The sequence below is a fragment of the Gottfriedia sp. OAE603 genome, from assembly GCF_040543965.1.
Lineage (GTDB): Bacteria > Bacillota > Bacilli > Bacillales > Bacillaceae_G > Gottfriedia > Gottfriedia solisilvae.
Genome location: NZ_JBEUNN010000001.1, coordinates 1,300,177 through 1,318,274 on the forward strand (window position 1 = coordinate 1,300,177; position 18,098 = coordinate 1,318,274).

Sequence of the window (18,098 nt, forward strand, 5' to 3'; positions counted from 1 at the left end):
CGTAGGATGTTTTCGTTAGAAAATAATTTTTTGAATAGATGTAATTGGCGTATCTTTATTTGAGCCATCTTTAAAATATAAATGAACTGGACCTTCTTCAACAATTCTTTTCCCATTGTTTGAAAATGCTAAATATGATTGATATACCGTTTCAAACGGTAATGTGATCGTTGATTTCTCCGTCTCAATCGTAACATTCTGTTCTCGAGATTTAGGTTTACTATTATCGATAAAATATGAAAACGGCATGACGTATGTTTTTTCAAGCCATTGTTTCTTCGTTTGAGCAAATGGGATACTCGTTTCTACTCTTGCTCCTTCAATAATTTCTCGATCCCAATGTTTGGATACACTCTTAGTGTATTTTTCATTTTCGTTTTCCGTTTCGAGATCCCCTTTAAAAATAAGCTCAAGTTCAATTTTTCTTTCATCAAAAATCCACACACTTGGATCAATTGTTAGTGGGTGCTCGACCTCACCGGTAATTAAAAATACATCACTCATTTGTTGTCTCCCCTAAGAGTATAAAGTATATATATAGTTTACGACTAATTCTAAGAGTAAATCAATGTATTGATATAGAAAATTGCATAGTGCAAAAATATTGATATGAAAAATTGAATTATAGAGTATAATGAATAGAACTTACATTTTATAAAAGTTAAAATGTTTCATAATCGGAAATACTTTACATACACTTAAATTGAAGTGATTTTTTGTAAATTGATACACAACATGAAATTAGATGCATTTTACATATTATAATAATGACGTATTTTAAGTTGATTTTTCTTTAAAAGAACTATAATATTAAGAAGTATAGCTTGTACGGAAGCGGAGGGAGAAAATTGAGGTCTGATGCTGTAACGGATTACAAAGATAAAGCATTTGAATTATTAAAAAAAGATGCTGAAAAAATTTTAAAACTAATAAATGTACAACTTGATCATTTAACAATGCCACAATGCCCTCTATATGAAGAGGTTTTAGATACTCAAATGTTCGGGTTATCGAGAGAAATCGATTTTGCATCTCGACTTGGATTAATTGAAGTTGAGCAAGGAAAAGAACTTCTATCAGAACTAGAACGTCAATTATCTGCTTTGCATGATGCTTTTACAAATCAAAAAAATAAATAGTTAGTATGATCCAAAAGCTCAAACAATTCTTTGTTTGAGCTTTTTTGTTTTATTTTAATTGCATAAGGAATTAATCTATGAATCTATGTTACAATATTGATATTTATAAAGGGAATTTCTCAAAATAGTTGAATACATAATGTATAAAGAATTGAAGCAGGGATGATTAGCAATGTTAAAAAAATATTTAAAAAATATGGACTATATGATTATTGTTCCATTACTTATTTTATGTTTATTTGGATTAATTATGGTATATAGTGCTAGCTCGGCATTACCAACCATTCGCTATCAAAGTGAAAATTGGGCGAGTGATCATTTTTTTCGTAAACAGCTGCTTGCATTTGAAGTTGGTATGGGTGCTTTTGTTTTATTAACGTTAATACCCTCAACAATATTTAAAAAAAGGATTATTTTATTATTAAATCTACTCGTTAGTATAGGGTTATTAGTAGCTGTATTAGCTTTTGGTCAAGTGGTTAACAATGCCAAAAGTTGGGTGTTTGGGATTCAACCTGCTGAATTAATAAAATTAAGTTCAATTATTTTGCTAGCGGGTTGGTACTCAAAAAGACAAAAAGGGATTACAAGGAATTGGAAGATGTTATTTGCTCCTTGGTTGGTCATTTTGTTATATGTCATTTTACTACGTATGCAACCAGATACAGGTACGGCTTTACTAATCATTGCAACTTGTGCAGTCGTTTCATTTTGTAGTGGGTTTATTGTAAAAAGACTAATTCTTTTGTTTTCAGCAGGAATTATCGTCTTATATCCATTAGTAAGCTTTTGTGTTAGTTTTGGTGTTGGACTAACAGATGTTCAAGTCAATCGATTTCTAGCATTTAGAAATCCATTTGATTATGCACAAGATATCGGTTTCCAAATTGTCAATTCGTTAATAGCTTTTGCCAATGGTGGTCTTACTGGTGTGGGGTTAGGTAAAAGTATTCAAAAATTAGGTTACTTACCAGAACCACATACTGATTTTATATTAGCAATCATCGGAGAAGAAACAGGTCTCATTGGTGTGATCATAGTAATCATTTGTATCTTTTTAATTGTATGGCGAGGTTTATTAATTGCACATCAATCAAATGATTCTTTTGATTCATTATTGGCTACAGGAATTTGTGCATTGATTGTAATCCAAACATTTGTAAATATCGGTGGTGTTACATCGCTAATTCCATTGACAGGTGTTCCTTTACCATTTGTAAGCTATGGTGGTACGTCAATGATGGTGATGTTATCAATGGTAGGTATGTTAATGAATATTTCCATTCGAAATAAAATGAATAAAGAAACGTTATAAACTGTTTCTTAATGCAATCATAGATTACATTTCATTTATAATCATTTATCTTTCATGAATACAGGAGGCATTATTATGACTTATACGAAACAAATTAAAAAAGTTTTAGTTGCTAACCGTGGCGAAATCGCTATTCGTGTATTTCGTGCATGTACTGAACTAGGTATTCGCACTGTAGGTATTTATTCAAAGGAAGATGAAGGTTCATATCACCGTTATAAAGCGGATGAAGCATATATCGTTGGGAAAGGTAAAAAACCAATTGATGCTTACCTTGATATTGAAGGAATTATTGAAATTGCAAAGAAAAATAATGTTGATGCTGTCCACCCTGGGTATGGATTTTTATCTGAAAACATTAAATTTGCACAAAGATGTGAGGAAGAAGGCATCATTTTTATTGGTCCTCACTCAAGACATTTAGATATTTTTGGTGACAAAATTAAAGCTAAGCAAGAAGCGTTAAAAGCAAAGCTTCCAATTATTCCAGGAAGTAATGGGCCAGTTGAAACACTTCAGGATGTTGTAGAATTTGGAGAAACTTTCGGATTCCCTATTATCATTAAAGCTGCACTTGGTGGCGGTGGAAGAGGTATGCGAATTGTCCGTACTAGTTCTGGTTTAAAAGAAGCATTTGAAAGAGCAAAATCAGAAGCAAAAGCTGCATTCGGTAATGATGAAGTTTATGTAGAAAAATATATTGAAAATCCTAAACATATTGAAGTTCAGATTTTAGGTGACCATCAAGGTAATATCATTCATTTATATGAACGAGATTGCTCAATTCAACGTAGACATCAAAAATTAGTTGAAGTCGCTCCTTGTACATCAATAACTGAAGAACTAAGACTTCGTATTTGTGAGGCTGCAGTTCAATTAATGAAAGATGTAGAATACGTTAATGCAGGAACAGTAGAATTTTTAGTTTCTGGAAATGATTTTTATTTTATAGAAGTGAATCCACGTGTTCAAGTTGAGCATACGATCACTGAGATGATTACAGGAATTGATATTGTACAAACTCAAATTTTAATTGCACAAGGTAATAGTTTACATAATGAAAAAGTAGGAATTCCATTGCAAGATGATGTTCCTAGAATTGGATTTGCTATACAAGCGCGTGTTACAACAGAAGACCCATTAAATAATTTTATGCCAGACACTGGGAAAATCATGGCTTACCGATCAGGTGGCGGTTTTGGTGTACGTTTAGATACGGGTAATAGTTTTCAAGGTGCTGTTATTACACCTTACTATGATTCGTTATTGGTTAAAGTTACAACTCATGCACTGACATTTGAAGGTGCTATAGCGAAATTAAATCGAAACTTAAAAGAGTTCCGTATTCGTGGAATTAAGACAAATATTCCATTCTTAGAAAATGTTATGCAACATAAAGATTTCTTATCTGGTGAATACAATACGTCCTTTGTTGACTCATCACCTGAGTTATTTGTTTTTGCAAAACGAAGAGACCGTGGGACGAAATTATTGAATTATATTGGCAATGTAACAGTAAATGGATTCCCTGGTATTTCGTCTTCGGAGAAACCAACATTTGAAGATGTCATTATTCCAAATGTAAGTGATATCCAAATTGCTGATAAAGGGACAAAACAATTATTAGATGAACTTGGTCCAGATGAATTTTCAAAGTGGTTAAAAAATCAGCCGAATGTTTTATTTACTGATACAACTTTTAGAGATGCGCATCAATCACTTTTGGCGACTAGAATTCGTTCGAAAGACCTACAAGCTGTGGCAGAGCAAACATCAAAATTATTGCCAAATCTATTCTCAATGGAAATGTGGGGAGGGGCAACGTTTGATGTAGCCTACCGATTCTTAAATGAAGATCCATGGGAAAGATTATTAACGTTAAGACAGCAAGTACCAAATATTTTATTCCAAATGTTATTACGTGGCTCTAATGCTGTTGGTTATAAAAATTATCCTGACAATTTAGTTAAAAAGTTTATTGAAGCATCGGCACAAGCAGGAATAGATGTGTTCCGTATTTTCGATAGCCTTAACTGGATCAAGGGTATGGAGGTTGCCATTGATGCTGTTCGCGAAAATGGTAAATTAGCAGAAGCTTCTATTTGTTATACAGGTGATATTTTAGATCCATCAAGAACAAAATATAACTTAGCTTATTATAAAGAGCTTGCAAAGGATTTAGAATCAGCAGGTGCACATATTTTAGCCATTAAAGATATGGCAGGATTATTAAAGCCACAAGCTGCCTATGCCCTTATAAGTGAGCTTAAAGCGACTGTAGACTTACCAATCCATCTTCATACTCACGACACGAGTGGAAATGGCTTATACACATATATAAAAGCAATTGAGGCAGGTATTGATGTTGTCGATGTTGCAATTGGAAGTATGTCAGGCTTAACATCACAGCCAAGTGTAAACAGTTTATACTACGCTCTACAAGGATCTGATTTTGAGACAAACTTAAATATTAATGGTTTAGAACAATTATCTACTTACTGGGAAGGTGTGCGTAAATATTATAGTAGTTTTGAAAGCGGAATGGTGTCACCACACACAGAGGTATATCAACACGAAATGCCAGGTGGCCAATACTCAAATTTAAAACAACAAGCAAAAGCAGTAGGGTTAGGAGATCGTTTCGAAGCCGTTAAAGATATGTATGGTCGTGTAAATCAACTATTTGGTGATGTTGTTAAAGTAACACCTTCATCTAAAGTAGTAGGTGATATGGCGTTATTTATGGTACAAAATAATCTTGTTGAAGATGATATTTATGAAAAAGGGGACGGAATTGATTTCCCAGATTCAGTTGTAGAATTCTTCGAAGGTCAGTTAGGTCAGCCGCATGGTGGGTTCCCTAAGAGCTTACAACGTATCATCTTAAAAGGAAAACAACCATTAACTGAAAGAGCAGGCGAAACGTTAAAACCAATCGATTTTAAAGAAGTAGAAGAATATTTATTTCAAACTTTAAAACGACAAGTTACAAATTTTGATATTTTATCTTATTGTTTATATCCGAAAGTATTTATGGATTATCAAAACAATGTTGATAACTATGGTGACCTTTCAGTACTAGATACTCCTTCATTCTTCTATGGAATGAAATTAGATGAAGAAATAAAAGTAGATATCGAACGTGGAAAAACATTAATTGTAAAATTAGTATCGATTGGTCAAGCACAACCTGATGCAACAAGAGTCATTTACTTTGAATTAAATGGTCAGCCACGTGAAGTAGTGGTTAAAGATTATTCTATTAAGTCAACCGTTGTTCAAAAAAGAAAAGGTGATTCTAGTAATCCAAATCATATTAATGCGACAATGCCAGGAACAGTCTTAAATGTTTTAGTTAATAAAGGTGATGTTGTTGAAAAAGGACAAACATTAGCAATTACTGAAGCAATGAAGATGGAAACAACTGTACAATCTCCATTTACAGGAGTAATAAGAGATCTATTTATTACTTCAGGCGAGAGTATTTCAACAGGAGACTTATTAATCGAATTAGAGCAAAGATAATAAAAAAGGTATTTCTTCAGTTATTAGCTGAGGAAATACCTTTTATTATGAAATGACTTTATTTTGATGTAATTGTGTATTGGATTTTTTACTTCTAGTACTAAGTAGACATTGGAAGCTTAAAATGGCAAATAAGCATGAAATTAAAATGGCATGTGTTAATGCTACATAAATGTTCAAGTTTGTTAAAATGATAAATGCGCCACAAATAACCTGTAAAGTAACAATAATAGCTGATACTAACCATCCTACATAAATTCCACGTTCTTTACGATAGTGTTTATATGCGTGAATAAAAGCGATGATGACCCAAAGGAATAAAATGAAAGCTGCTAAACGATGGCCCATCTGTACCCATTCATGAAATTGAGTTGGGAAACCATTATTAGCTTTACTGCACATTGGCCAACTCGGACAAACTAAACTTGCATTCTCATGTCTTACAAGTGCGCCGGTATAAACGACTAAGTATGAGTAAATCCATAGTCCGTACGTATGAATTTTCATTGTTTTCCCAACAAAAAATGTATCTTTTTGGTAATTTCTATCACGTTCAAAAATTAATAATGTTAACATGACAACAGCAGCGAAACAGATTAATGAGATTCCAAAATGAATGGCTTTAACAGCAGGAACTTGTCCCCACACAACAGCAGCTGCTCCGATTAATGCTTGTGATACTAAAAATACACATGAGATGATTGCTAAAAATTTCGTTTCTCTTTTATGTGGAATAATAATCCAAGCAAGCACTGCTAATAATAATACTGACATTCCTGCAAGACCTGATGCTGCTCTATGAGATAATTCAATTACTGTTTCAATCGTTAAATTATCAGGAATGATTTGACCTTTACATAATGGCCAAGATTTTCCACATCCAAGTCCAGAATTTGTCTTTGTTACGAGTGCCCCACCCAGTAAAACAATAAGAAGTACGAATGAGGTCAATAATGAAACCCCTTTTAAAACACGTAGCAAAGTATATACACCCACTTTTATAAAATAATAATTATTGTTAAAATATATCTATTAAAAAAATTATTCTGCTAATAATACTTCTATATCATATAAGATTACGACATAAAATTCAAAGATAACCTTTCATTTTAGACATAATATTTGTTTTTTCTACACATAGAATGTATTCAATTTTAAAATATAGAAATAATTAATTTTATAATTAAATAGTATTTAGTATTGAAAAGCTTGACTGTTTACGTTAAAATTTTTTTGAAACGTACACAATTTGTTCATATATTTATCACAAATATTTCATTTGATTTAGTTTAATAGAAATAGGTTAAAATTTAATAATGATTAAAACAAAATTATATTTGGTTAATAAAATATGAATTTTTGTTGAAATGAGGAGGATTGACTTGGAACAATTAGCAAATAATGTTTCTAATGATAGCGAAATGGATCATCCTTCTTCTTCACTAAAGAAAGATTTACTTTCTTTAATGAAAATAGGGATTGTGAATTCTAATATACTGACAACGTTTACAGGAATTTGGTTAGCTATCCAATTAAATGGATTAGATATATTAGAAACTCTACCAAAAGCAATCTTAACGATAATAGGTTCATCGTTAATTATTGCAGGTTCTTGTGTAATCAATAACTATATTGATCGAGATATTGATCCATACATGGAAAGAACCAAAAATAGGCCAACTGTAACAGGAAATATCAAACCAAGTGTTACAATTTCGATTGGAATTATGTTACTAATCGTTGGTTTTACTTTTATGGCTTTTACTACTTTAATGGCTGTTGTATATGCATTTATTGGTGCATTTACATATATCGTACTATACACTCTTTGGACGAAACGTAATTACACGTTAAAACACAGTAGTAGGTAGTATATCTGGTGCAGCACCCCCTTTAATTGGATGGGCAGCGATTGATGCGAATTTGCATTTTATTGCTTGGATGCTGTTTTTAATCATGTTTATTTGGCAACCACCACATTTTTTAGCATTAGCGATGCGTCGCTCTGAAGAATATAAAAGAGCAGGTATCCCTATGTTACCAGTGGTGTACGGATTTGAAATGACGAAACGTCAGGTGATGATCTGGGTACTTTGTTTATTACCTCTGCCATTTTACATGCAAGATCTAGGTTTACCATTTATTATTTTTGCAACAATATTGAATATAGGATGGATTGTATTAGGAATTTATTGTTATAAACAAAAGAACGATCAAAAGTTCTCAAAACTAATGTTTATTTATTCAATAAATTATTTAACACTTCTGTTCATGTCAATGATTGTGTTTACAATTTCGTTTTAGTTAGGGGTATTACGGGGGAAATTTTATCGTTTGTTGAATCTTATTTTCAAATAAGAATGAAACACTTTAAATTGAAAGAGGGGGAAGTATACTTATGAAACATTGGCGATTAGTCTCGCTAATTTCCTTGATAGCAGTGATATTGAGTGGATGTGTTGGTAATCCAAATCAATCTACATTGATTCCTCAAGGTGAAGTAGCAGAAATGCAGTACGAGCTTATGAAGCTAAGTACTATTATCATGGTATTTGTTGTTGCTGTTGTAACAGTACTTTTCCTTTATGTTGTCGTTAAGTTCCGTCATCGTAAAGGGGAAGAAGATGTAATTCCTAAGCAAGTTGAAGGTAGTCATACTTTAGAGCTTCTTTGGACTATTATTCCTGTTATCTTACTTATCGTTTTAGCAGTTCCAACTGTATCACAAACTTTTAAGCTTTCTGATGAAAAACAAATCGCTAAAGATGAGAAAAAGAAAGATGCAATTGTTGTAAATGTAAACGCTCATCTTTTCTGGTGGGAATTTGAGTATCCAAAATCAAAAATTGTCACGTCTCAGGACATGATTATCCCAGTTGGTAAAAAAGTAATCTTAAACTTAAAAGGTGAAGATATTAAACACTCATTCTGGGTACCATCATTAGCAGGTAAAATTGATACAAACGTTGAAGGCACAAACAGAATGTGGTTATCAGCAGATAAAGAAGGTACATATAATGGTTTTTGTGCAGAATTTTGTGGTCCTTCACATTCTTTAATGCAATTTAAAGTAAAAGCTGTTAGTCAAGAAGAGTATGATCAATGGTTAGTTTCGATGAAAGATCAAAAAGGTCAAGCTGTAACTGCAGATGCTAGTGAGGGAGAAAAAATCTTCCAACAAAGCTGTATCGGTTGTCATGCTGCTGATGCAAATGACACAAGACCACCAGCTGCACGTCTTGCGCCTAACTTAGCTAATTTCGGTGATCGTGATATGGTTGCTGGTGTTAGAGAAAACAACGAAGAAAACTTAAAAGCATGGTTAAAAAATCCTGAATCAATCAAGCCAGGTAACCTAATGACAGGGAAATATGGCGAGTTATCTGATGAAGAGATTGATGCTTTATCTGCTTACTTACTAAGCTTAAAAATTGCAAAATAATGGATGGATATGAAGCAAAGGGGGTAATACTGTGAGTTCTGTAGGGCATAAGAAACCACTTATATGGGACTATTTAACGACAGTCGACCATAAGAAAATTGCGATCCTGTATTTAATGGCAGGGGGACTATTCTTCTTAGTTGGTGGAATGGAAGCGTTATTTATTCGTATACAATTAATCAAACCAGACAACACCTTTTTAGTAGGTGATGCATACAACCAAGTATTAACAATGCATGGTACAACAATGATTTTCTTAGCGGCGATGCCATTAATATTTGCATTCTTTAATGCAATCGTGCCTTTACAAATTGGTGCACGTGACGTAGCATTCCCGTTTTTAAACGCTTTAGGTTTTTGGTTATTCTTCTTTGGTGGAATTTTCTTAAACTTAAGTTGGTTTTTAGGTGGAGCGCCTGATGCAGGTTGGACTTCATACGCAACATTAGCTTTAGCTAGTAAATCACATGGTGTAGACTTCTATTTACTTGGTCTACAGGTTTCAGGTATTGGTACATTAGCTGGGGGTATTAACTTCTTAGCAACAATTATAAACATGCGTGCTCCTGGTATGACTTATATGCGTATGCCACTATTTACTTGGACTGTATTTGTAACATCAGCATTAATTTTATTCGCATTCCCAGCATTAACAATCGGTTTAGCATTATTAATGTTCGATCGCCTATTTGGTACAGCGTTCTTTGACGCTTCATTAGGTGGTAACTCAATGATCTTTGAACATTTATTCTGGATCTTCGGACACCCGGAAGTATATATTCTTGTTTTACCAGCTTTTGGTATCTTCTCAGATATCATTCCAGCATTCTCTAAGAAACGCTTATTCGGATATTCTTCAATGGTATTCGCAACAGTATTAATTGGTTTCTTAGGATTCATGGTATGGGCTCACCATATGTTCACTGATGGACTTGGTGCAGTTGCAAATGCGATCTTCGCAGTAGCAACAATGGCAATCGCAGTTCCAACTGGTGTTAAGATCTTTAACTGGTTATTAACAATTTGGGGCGGTCAAGTACGTTTCACAACAGCAATGCTTTGGTCAGTAGCATTTATTCCATCATTCGTATTAGGTGGAGTAACTGGTATTATGAATGCTGCAGCTCCTGCTGACTATCAGTTCCATGATAGTTATTTCGTAGTAGCTCACTTCCATTACGTAATCGTAGGTGGGGTAGTATTCGGTTTGTTCGCTGGTGCACACTACTGGTGGCCAAAAATGTTTGGTAAAATTTTAAATGAAAAATTAGGAAAACTAACTTTCATTTTATTCTTTATTGGTTTCCATTTAACATTCTTTATCCAGCATTTCTTAGGATTAATGGGTATGCCTCGTCGTTACTTTACATATTTACCAGGACAAGGTTTAGAAACAGGAAACTTAATCAGTTCAGTTGGTGCAGCCTTCATGGGACTTGCAACAATCGTATTATTAATCAATGTAGTTTACACAGCTGTTAAAGGAGAAAAAGCAGAAGGCGATGCTTGGGGTGTAGGTCGTACACTTGAGTGGGCAATTTCTTCTCCAGCTCCTGAATATAACTTTGCTCAAATTCCATACGTTCGTGGATTAGATGCTCTATGGGTAGAAAAAATGGACGGTAACGGTAAAATGACGCCTGCTGAACCACTAGGTGATATTCATATGCCAAATTCATCTATTCTTCCTTTCGTTATGTCACTAGGATTATTTATTGCTTCATTTGGGGCATTATATAATGATGGTTTAAAAAATCATACAGCAGTAGGTGTTTTAATCCTTGGCTTAGTGATTACGTTCGGATGTATGTTCTTACGTTCATGGATTGATGATCATGGTTATCATATTCATAAAGAAGATTTAGCGGACGAGGGGGTTAAAGCATAATGGAAATGAATCAAAAATTTACTGCTGAAACGTTCCCGCATAACCCTGAAAAAGCAACAGAAGAAGGTAAAAATAAGTTCTTAGCATTTTGGCTATTTTTAGGTGGAGAAACAGTATTATTCGCTTCATTATTCGGTACGTTTTTAGCGTTAAGAAACTCTACTGCTGGTGGAGCAAGTGCAAGTGAAATGTTCGAACCTAAATTAGTATTTATTGCTACAATGTTACTTTTAACATCTTCATTAACAAGTGTATATGCTATGTATCACATGAAAAATTTCGAGCATAAGAAAATGATGCTTTGGTTAGGTATTACACTTTTATTAGGTTTAGGTTTCTTATTATTAGAAATTTACGAGTTTAGACATTATATGCACGAATATGAGTTTACAATGAAAAGTAGTGCATTTGGTTCTGCATTCTATACATTAGTTGGAACGCACGGTGCTCACGTATTTGTTGGGTTACTTTGGATTACTACACTAATGTTAAGAAACGCTGGAAGAGGTTTAAATTTATACAATGCGCCTAAGTTCTACGTAGCAAGTTTATACTGGCACTTTATCGACGTAGTATGGATTTTCATCTTTACAGTAGTATACTTAATGGGAATGGTGGGATAAGGAATGGGTACAAATACAAACTCTCATCAAGGTCACAATCAAGTTGAATTAAAGTACCACAGACGTAAACATGCAGAAGAAATGAAGCAACAAGTTATTTCGTTCTTATTTATGATCGTTTTAACACTAGCTTCATTTGCTGCTGTAATTTACCGTGAACATATGGATGCATATTTCACAGTACCGTTTATCTTGTTATTAGCTGTAGTTCAATTAATTTTCCAACTTTATTACTTCATGCATATGAAAAATAAAGGACATAGCACAACGTCATTCTTCTTATACTCAGGATTGACAGTTGCGATCATTACACTTTTAACATTCTTAACTTTAATCTGGCTATAATGAAAAGAGGAAGTGAATATAATTCACTTCCTTTTTCTATGTCAAAAAAGTGTGGTTAGGTTTGAAATATCTTAATGAATAATAATTATATTTAGACATAATTCTGTCATACTTAAATTTGAACAAATTGTTAATACTAGTATATAATTTAGTAGTATAATAGTTTGAATTGTGTATTTTTCTATTATAAAATCTAATTACTACTAAGATGCTTTCTTTTTCGACATCATTATATTAATGTAAGCAGTAGTGAGCTATAAGAGTGAATTCAAGAGATAAAGGGTGTGCATCAATGATTAATTTAAGTATGTTCGGATTCAAAGCTCTTTGGAGTCCTTACTTATTCGTATTTTTACTTTTGGTAATAGCCGGTTATTTTTATTTGATTCATAAATATCAATCAAAACATAATGAGACGGTAACAAAACAAAAAGTCTATTTTATACTTAGTATCGCTATTATTTATATTGCACAAGGTAGTCCAATTGATTTAATTGGTCATATTATTTTTAGTGCTCATATGACGGAAATGGGCTTATTGTATTTAGTTGCACCGATCTTTTTGATTATCGGTATTCCTAATTGGCTATGGAAAAAAATATTAAAACCTACATTTGTAAATGTCTTTTTTACATTTTTTACAAAGCCTTTGATTGCATTAATTATTTTTAATGGTGTTTTTTCAATGTATCATTACCCATTAATATTTGATTTCGTGAAGACGGATAATGTATATCACTTTTTATTTACGAATGTATTATTCTTTATGGCTATTTTCATGTGGTTCCCAGTTATGAATAATTTAAAAGATAGACAAACTTTATCTGATATTCAAAAAATTGGTTATATGTTTGCAAATGGTATATTATTAACGCCTGCATGTGCATTAATCATTTTTTCGGGACATCCATTCTATGCTACTTATAATGATCCCGTTTTGTGGAGTAAGGCTATGGAGTTATGTGTATCTCCGGATTTATTAAAATCATTAAATATATCTGGACCAGAAGTACTGAATTTCATGTCTGCTCGAGAAGATCAACAAGTTGGTGGCGTTATCATGAAAATTATCCAGGAAATAGTTTATGGCTGGGTGATTGGTTATAACTTCTTTAAATGGGCTAAAAGAGAACAAAATGGAAATAAAATTGATCCAATCAGTAGTAATCCATTATTGCTTAAAAAATCGTAGGGGTGGAAATATTGAATTTACCAATTTTACCAACAATTAGTACAAGCTTTATTGTCATTAGTGCAATTTTAGTTGCAATTGGCTGGATACTAATCGCAAAAAGAAATGTCGAAGCGCATAAAAAAGTTATGTTCTTTGCAGGAGTATTCGCTTTATCATTTTTTATCGTATATGCTTCTAGAACAATCTTTATTGGAAACACAAACTTTGGTGGACCAGAAAGTTTAAAATTGTATTATCACATATTTTTATTCTTCCATATATTCTTAGCTACTACTGGTGGAGTATTTGGTCTTGTATCTTTACTATCTGGTTTTAAAAACAAATTAAAGTTGCATAAAAAAATTGGTCCGATTACTAGTATTATTTGGTTCTTTACTGCAATTACAGGTGTATTTGTTTATTTCTTACTTTATGTATTGTATGAAGGTGGAGAAACGACATCGGTTATTAAAGCGGTTTTAGGATTCTAATGAAAAGACAAAATAAAAGAGTGAGTATTAGAAGTTTGTACTTCTATTACTCACTCTTTTTAATAATTATAGAATAATGAACTTACTAACAAGTGCGATTTGTTCTTCTGCTTTTTTCAGTAGATCTGCACTCTTATCTAATACTGCTTGAGGGAAGTTTTCACCTTCACCATACTCTACACCGTGTGGGTAGTAATACTTACCTAATAATGGAGTAAGTAATTGAATTTTACCTTTGCTAGATTCAACGTGACCTTCAACAGAATAACCTTGTACACGTAAATAGTAAATTTCATTGCGAAGTTCAAATTTATAATCGTAAGTTACACGTTCGTAGTCCCATTGACCTGCAAGGACAAAACCTAATTCTTCCATGATTTCATTTAATAATTTTACATTCACTACATGATTTTCTAAATTTGTATTTTCAAATTTCATGTTATTACCCCCTAAATTACTTAGAAAAAATCCCTACTAATATAATATTATCAATGACAATAATTAGCAATGAAAAGCTGATAAATGTATTTTAACTAATTTATATATTTTTTTGAATAATTTGGCTACAATGGATATATATAAATTAGATTACTACCGAGAAGGGAAGATAAAAATGGAAAAGCTTTTAAAACTTTTCTTTTTTACAATAAGTTTTGTAACTGTATTTATATTCAGTCCACTAATCAAAGATTGGTTTTTAAATATAACGAACGTAAATCAATTTCAAAGAGTTGATGAAGTCCAAATACCTTTGACTGAGCATACTGATACGAAAAGTGCAACTAGTTTTTCAGTTATAGAATATATCGGTAAGAGTGAACAAGATGTAATGAAAGTTTACGGTAAGCCATCAAGAAAGGTTCCTTCTCAATATGATTATGATTGGCTGATTTATGATAAAGATCCTGCAAATTACATACAATTTGGTATTTTGAATGGTACTGTAGTGACAGTATATGTTGCTGGCAATAAAGTTGATGTATCACCTTTTTTAATAGGCAGTCATTATGAAGAATCAATTGATCATGTAAATTTACATGAGAAGTTGTCTTTTTCATTATTTAATAATGAATATACATTTAAATTATCAACAACGGATTTACATGAACGACCACTTGTTGCAGTGAATGATAGTTATGCTCAACTTTATTTTGACCGATTTACTGGAAGTTTATTAGGTGTAAGATTCCTTTCTCCTGAAACGCTAGTAAAGCAAAGACCATATGAACTAGTCTATAGTGGTAAATTAATAAGTTCAAAACATTTAAATGAAGCTGAGCAAGCAATTATAGATCGCGAAGAAGAAAAACAAATTTTTAATCTTACAAATGTTTACCGTAAAAGAATGAATTTATCAACATTAAAATGGAATAAAGAAGCTGCGAAAGTAGCATTAGGTCATAGCAAGGATATGGTAGAGAACAAATATTTTGATCATCATTCATCTTTGTACGGTAGCTTAGCTGATCGGTTAAGTGATGCAGATGTTCCATATCGCTTAGCTGGTGAAAATATTTCTGCTAATTATGTTGATGGAATTGCTTCTGTTTATGGTTGGATTAATTCAAAAGGTCACCGAGTGAATATGTATAAAAAAGATTACACCACACTTGGAGTTGGAGCATATAAAAAATATTACACTCAAAATTTTATTAAATAATTAAAAATCAAGCATTAACGTTTTGTTATGTGCTTGGTTTTTTTATTTCCATACAAGCACGAAATTATTCTTCATACATAATTTTGTAATAAATGCTTTTAATTGGAGTGAGATGTATGAGAAATAATCATAACCGTCCATCTATCGAACAATTCAGGCAATTCGCCAAAGAACATCCTAAGCTAAGAGATGAAGTCAAAAAGGGGAATAAAACATGGCAACAACTTTTTGAAGAATGGTATTTATATGGTGAAGAAAGTGATGAATGGAATGCTTATAGAACAGATAGTGGAAAAGCAACATCAAAAAAAAATCAAAAGAAAGAGCAATCCGAAGAAGGATATGTAGGAAAAGTAATGTCCTTTGTTAAGAATTTAGATCCAGATCAAATCCAAGATCATTTATCAAATGTAAATTCAACTTTAAATAATATTCAGCAATTAATTTCTCAGTTTAAATCCCCAGCTTCATCTGGTCAACGTGAAGAAAAGCAAACGTCACAACCTTTTAACTTCAGACAGGATTAAGGAGGTTGAAATGAGAAAAGATGTATTAGATTTTCTACAGAGCGATGAAGAGTATATTAAATTTATTAGACAACAACCAAAATGGTATAGAAAACTGTCTCGTAATCCAGAATTAGTTGAAGACTTCAGACTTGCCTCGTTAGAGTTTTTTGGAAAAACGATACCACAGCGTGTAGATAAACTGCAAAATCAAGTACAAATGGCTTCATTTATGATTGATATGTTTCAAGTATTAAAGGAACAGCAAGGTCAAAGTAGTACGAGTGATTCTGATGATGCGACTGAAAATGAATAATATTTTATACTGTCATAGCTTTTTGCTACAATAAGGGATACAAGTTTTAAAAAGGAGCAAAAGTTATGACAGAAATTTGTTTAGTTAGACATGGACAAACAGATTGGAATCTTAATCATATTATCCAAGGTAGAGAAGATATTCCATTAAATGAAACTGGAATAAAGCAGGCATATGACAGTGCACGTTTTCTTAGTGGAGAAAAGTGGGATATGATTATAACAAGTCCATTATCTAGAGCAAAAGAAACTGCAATGGCAATTGCGGAGTTTACTAGTATTGATCAAATTATTGAAGATGTTCGATTTGTAGAAAGAGAATTTGGTGAGGCTAGCGGAAAACCTGTATCTGACTTTCATGATCATATCTATCATGACAATGTAGTTGGAATGGAGACAAATGAGCTTTTAATTAAACGAGCTTTTCATGCACTTCAAGATATTGCTGAAATTCATAAAGGTAAAAGAATTGTGATCGTTGCTCATTCACATACAATTAAGGCAATTTTACATGCAATTGATCCTATTAAGGTTCCTTTTCAAACTGTTTTAAAAAATGCATGCGCGAATTATATAGAATATAAAGATGGTAATTGGAAGATAAATGCATTTAATGTATCAGAACATATAAATAGCTAAGCATGTACTTTTATTTTACGAATTATTTATGGTATAGTTTATACTTGGAGGTGTAAGGAAATGTACGCAACAATTGAAACCTTGCAACTTATGACAGTATCAGAAGAAATTGCTTCTATGATCGTACAATCTGATGTTGCAGATCAGTATAGAGCTTCATATATAGCCTTAAATAATGACAGAACCGCGCAGGACATAATCCAACGCTTTACAAAGACGAAAGAATTATATGAGGATGTCCAACGTTTTGGAAAGTATCATCCCGATTATAAAGAAATTCGTAAAAGTATGAGTGAAGTCAAAAGAGAACTACAATTGAATGAAACGATTGCTGCTTTTAAACAAGCGGAAGACGCAATTCAGTTGCTGTTAGATGAGACAAGCTTTTTAATTGCTCAATCTGTTTCAACTTCAGTAAAAGTTCCAGCAGGCAATCCATTCTTTGTTAATACTGGTGGAGGCTGTAGTACAGGCGGATGCGGTACGGGCGGTAAATGTGGATGTAAAACAAAGTAAAATAATTTAGTAAGAATGACTCATTAATGATTAGTGAGTCTTCTTTTTTATTAAAGCTATTTTCTAAATGATTGTTTCTTTTAGGATTTTAAAGGAAAAGTCAAAAGTTGAATTAGAACCTAAAGTGCAAGACTCTTGTATGAAATGTAGAATGCTGAGCATCCTGGAGTGAGTTGTCATCAATAAACGTATTCTTATGTCCTAACAATATGTACCCGAAAATAGACTATATCAATTATTTTCGGAATCTAGTACAGTTTATACATTCATTTCCACAACAGAACATTTTTTGATTTGGAACGTAAAAACGATGTCTAAAGATCAAGATATTCTGTTCGGCTCGGACAAATTCAATTCGATATATTAACTTATATTGTGATGTATACTCTTTAGAACATGTTAAAACGATGTTTTTAATAAATGCCTCGCTTTTTTGGGGGACCAGTGGTTGAATATATAAAAAGATAACGCCACAAATTAATTTATTAGAAACTTCTTTTACTTCATCATTGGAAGCTAT

17 protein-coding genes and 1 pseudogene are annotated in these 18,098 nt (G+C 32.5%); 15 read left to right on the forward strand and 3 right to left on the reverse strand.

Features of this window, described 5'->3' with window-relative positions:
* Window positions 1-15: 15 nt before the first annotated feature.
* Window positions 16-504, reverse strand: coding sequence for a peptidyl-prolyl cis-trans isomerase (locus tag ABID96_RS06475; protein ID WP_192601320.1), 489 nt, complete (start codon window positions 502-504; stop codon window positions 16-18).
* 344 nt (window positions 505-848) lie between these two features.
* On the opposite strand from ABID96_RS06475, the gene ABID96_RS06480 reads away from it, so the two are divergent.
* The 3 genes from ABID96_RS06480 (at window position 849) to pyc (ending at window position 5,979) form a co-directional block, all read left to right on the forward strand.
* Complete coding sequence (locus tag ABID96_RS06480; RefSeq protein ID WP_088000194.1) at window positions 849-1,139, forward strand: Fpa/YlaN family protein; 291 nt, start codon at window positions 849-851, stop codon at window positions 1,137-1,139.
* Window positions 1,140-1,311: 172 nt separating this feature from the next.
* Window positions 1,312-2,454, forward strand: a complete 1,143-nt coding sequence (locus tag ABID96_RS06485) for an FtsW/RodA/SpoVE family cell cycle protein (RefSeq protein WP_192601321.1) — start codon at window positions 1,312-1,314, stop codon at window positions 2,452-2,454.
* Between the two features lie 75 nt (window positions 2,455-2,529).
* Window positions 2,530-5,979, forward strand: a complete 3,450-nt coding sequence (pyc, locus tag ABID96_RS06490; protein ID WP_192601322.1) for a pyruvate carboxylase — start codon at window positions 2,530-2,532, stop codon at window positions 5,977-5,979.
* A gap of 45 nt (window positions 5,980-6,024) precedes the next feature.
* On the opposite strand, the gene ABID96_RS06495 is transcribed toward pyc, so the two are convergent.
* Entirely contained in the window at window positions 6,025-6,960 is a 936-nt protein-coding gene (locus ABID96_RS06495) for a COX15/CtaA family protein (RefSeq protein WP_192601323.1), read from the reverse strand.
* Between the two features lie 440 nt (window positions 6,961-7,400).
* On the opposite strand from ABID96_RS06495, the pseudogene cyoE reads away from it, so the two are divergent.
* The 7 genes and pseudogenes from cyoE to ABID96_RS06530 all read left to right on the forward strand — a co-directional run bounded on the left by cyoE (window position 7,401) and on the right by ABID96_RS06530 (window position 13,942).
* Window positions 7,401-8,283, forward strand: a pseudogene (gene cyoE, locus ABID96_RS06500) (heme o synthase).
* A 94-nt stretch (window positions 8,284-8,377) separates the two neighbouring features.
* The gene (gene coxB, locus ABID96_RS06505; RefSeq protein ID WP_192601324.1) at window positions 8,378-9,421 is read left to right on the forward strand and encodes a cytochrome c oxidase subunit II; all 1,044 of its coding nucleotides are present in this window, start codon (window positions 8,378-8,380) and stop codon (window positions 9,419-9,421) included.
* 31 nt (window positions 9,422-9,452) lie between these two features.
* The gene (gene ctaD, locus ABID96_RS06510; protein WP_192601325.1) at window positions 9,453-11,309 is read left to right on the forward strand and encodes a cytochrome c oxidase subunit I; all 1,857 of its coding nucleotides are present in this window, start codon (window positions 9,453-9,455) and stop codon (window positions 11,307-11,309) included.
* Window positions 11,309-11,932 (forward strand): cytochrome c oxidase subunit III, encoded by a 624-nt coding sequence (gene ctaE / locus ABID96_RS06515; protein ID WP_088000201.1) that lies wholly within the window; start codon window positions 11,309-11,311, stop codon window positions 11,930-11,932. The genes ctaD and ctaE overlap by 1 nt, the downstream gene beginning before the upstream one ends.
* A gap of 3 nt (window positions 11,933-11,935) precedes the next feature.
* On the forward strand, window positions 11,936-12,277 hold the full coding sequence (gene ctaF / locus ABID96_RS06520; protein WP_192601326.1) for a cytochrome c oxidase subunit IVB: 342 nt from the start codon (window positions 11,936-11,938) through the stop codon (window positions 12,275-12,277).
* Between the two features lie 292 nt (window positions 12,278-12,569).
* Window positions 12,570-13,469: a cytochrome c oxidase assembly factor CtaG gene (gene ctaG, locus ABID96_RS06525; protein ID WP_192601327.1), complete on the forward strand. Its 900-nt coding sequence runs from the start codon at window positions 12,570-12,572 to the stop codon at window positions 13,467-13,469.
* An 11-nt stretch (window positions 13,470-13,480) separates the two neighbouring features.
* The gene (locus ABID96_RS06530; protein ID WP_192601328.1) at window positions 13,481-13,942 is read left to right on the forward strand and encodes a DUF420 domain-containing protein; all 462 of its coding nucleotides are present in this window, start codon (window positions 13,481-13,483) and stop codon (window positions 13,940-13,942) included.
* Window positions 13,943-14,008: 66 nt separating this feature from the next.
* Here the strand turns inward: ABID96_RS06530 and ABID96_RS06535 are convergent, their stop codons facing one another.
* Complete coding sequence (locus ABID96_RS06535; protein WP_088000204.1) at window positions 14,009-14,380, reverse strand: YugN family protein; 372 nt, start codon at window positions 14,378-14,380, stop codon at window positions 14,009-14,011.
* 175 nt (window positions 14,381-14,555) lie between these two features.
* On the opposite strand from ABID96_RS06535, the gene ABID96_RS06540 reads away from it, so the two are divergent.
* From ABID96_RS06540 to ABID96_RS06560, 5 genes are all read left to right on the forward strand, one after another.
* Complete coding sequence (locus ABID96_RS06540; RefSeq protein ID WP_192601329.1) at window positions 14,556-15,602, forward strand: CAP domain-containing protein; 1,047 nt, start codon at window positions 14,556-14,558, stop codon at window positions 15,600-15,602.
* Window positions 15,603-15,718: 116 nt separating this feature from the next.
* Window positions 15,719-16,129: a YlbD family protein gene (locus ABID96_RS06545; RefSeq protein ID WP_192601330.1), complete on the forward strand. Its 411-nt coding sequence runs from the start codon at window positions 15,719-15,721 to the stop codon at window positions 16,127-16,129.
* 10 nt (window positions 16,130-16,139) lie between these two features.
* Window positions 16,140-16,424, forward strand: coding sequence for a YlbE-like family protein (locus ABID96_RS06550; RefSeq protein ID WP_088000207.1), 285 nt, complete (start codon window positions 16,140-16,142; stop codon window positions 16,422-16,424).
* 65 nt (window positions 16,425-16,489) lie between these two features.
* On the forward strand, window positions 16,490-17,062 hold the full coding sequence (locus ABID96_RS06555; protein ID WP_192601331.1) for a histidine phosphatase family protein: 573 nt from the start codon (window positions 16,490-16,492) through the stop codon (window positions 17,060-17,062).
* Between the two features lie 60 nt (window positions 17,063-17,122).
* Window positions 17,123-17,578: a YlbF/YmcA family competence regulator gene (locus tag ABID96_RS06560; RefSeq protein WP_192601332.1), complete on the forward strand. Its 456-nt coding sequence runs from the start codon at window positions 17,123-17,125 to the stop codon at window positions 17,576-17,578.
* The last annotated feature ends 520 nt before the right edge of the window (window positions 17,579-18,098 follow it).

Excerpts from the sequence above, each read along its gene's own strand:
- ABID96_RS06550 (WP_088000207.1), top strand. The coding sequence starts at position 16,140 with ATGAGAAAAGATGTATTAGATTTTCTACAGAGCGATGAAGAGTATATT.
- ABID96_RS06485 (WP_192601321.1), top strand. The coding sequence starts at position 1,312 with ATGTTAAAAAAATATTTAAAAAATATGGACTATATGATTATTGTTCCA.
- ABID96_RS06475 (WP_192601320.1), bottom strand. The coding sequence starts at position 504 with ATGAGTGATGTATTTTTAATTACCGGTGAGGTCGAGCACCCACTAACA.
- pyc (WP_192601322.1), top strand. The coding sequence starts at position 2,530 with ATGACTTATACGAAACAAATTAAAAAAGTTTTAGTTGCTAACCGTGGC.
- ABID96_RS06540 (WP_192601329.1), top strand. The coding sequence starts at position 14,556 with ATGGAAAAGCTTTTAAAACTTTTCTTTTTTACAATAAGTTTTGTAACT.
- ABID96_RS06545 (WP_192601330.1), top strand. The coding sequence starts at position 15,719 with ATGAGAAATAATCATAACCGTCCATCTATCGAACAATTCAGGCAATTC.
- ABID96_RS06535 (WP_088000204.1), bottom strand. The coding sequence starts at position 14,380 with ATGAAATTTGAAAATACAAATTTAGAAAATCATGTAGTGAATGTAAAA.
- ABID96_RS06555 (WP_192601331.1), top strand. The coding sequence starts at position 16,490 with ATGACAGAAATTTGTTTAGTTAGACATGGACAAACAGATTGGAATCTT.
- ABID96_RS06560 (WP_192601332.1), top strand. The coding sequence starts at position 17,123 with ATGTACGCAACAATTGAAACCTTGCAACTTATGACAGTATCAGAAGAA.
- ctaE (WP_088000201.1), top strand. The coding sequence starts at position 11,309 with ATGGAAATGAATCAAAAATTTACTGCTGAAACGTTCCCGCATAACCCT.
- ctaG (WP_192601327.1), top strand. The coding sequence starts at position 12,570 with ATGATTAATTTAAGTATGTTCGGATTCAAAGCTCTTTGGAGTCCTTAC.
- ctaF (WP_192601326.1), top strand. The coding sequence starts at position 11,936 with ATGGGTACAAATACAAACTCTCATCAAGGTCACAATCAAGTTGAATTA.
- coxB (WP_192601324.1), top strand. The coding sequence starts at position 8,378 with ATGAAACATTGGCGATTAGTCTCGCTAATTTCCTTGATAGCAGTGATA.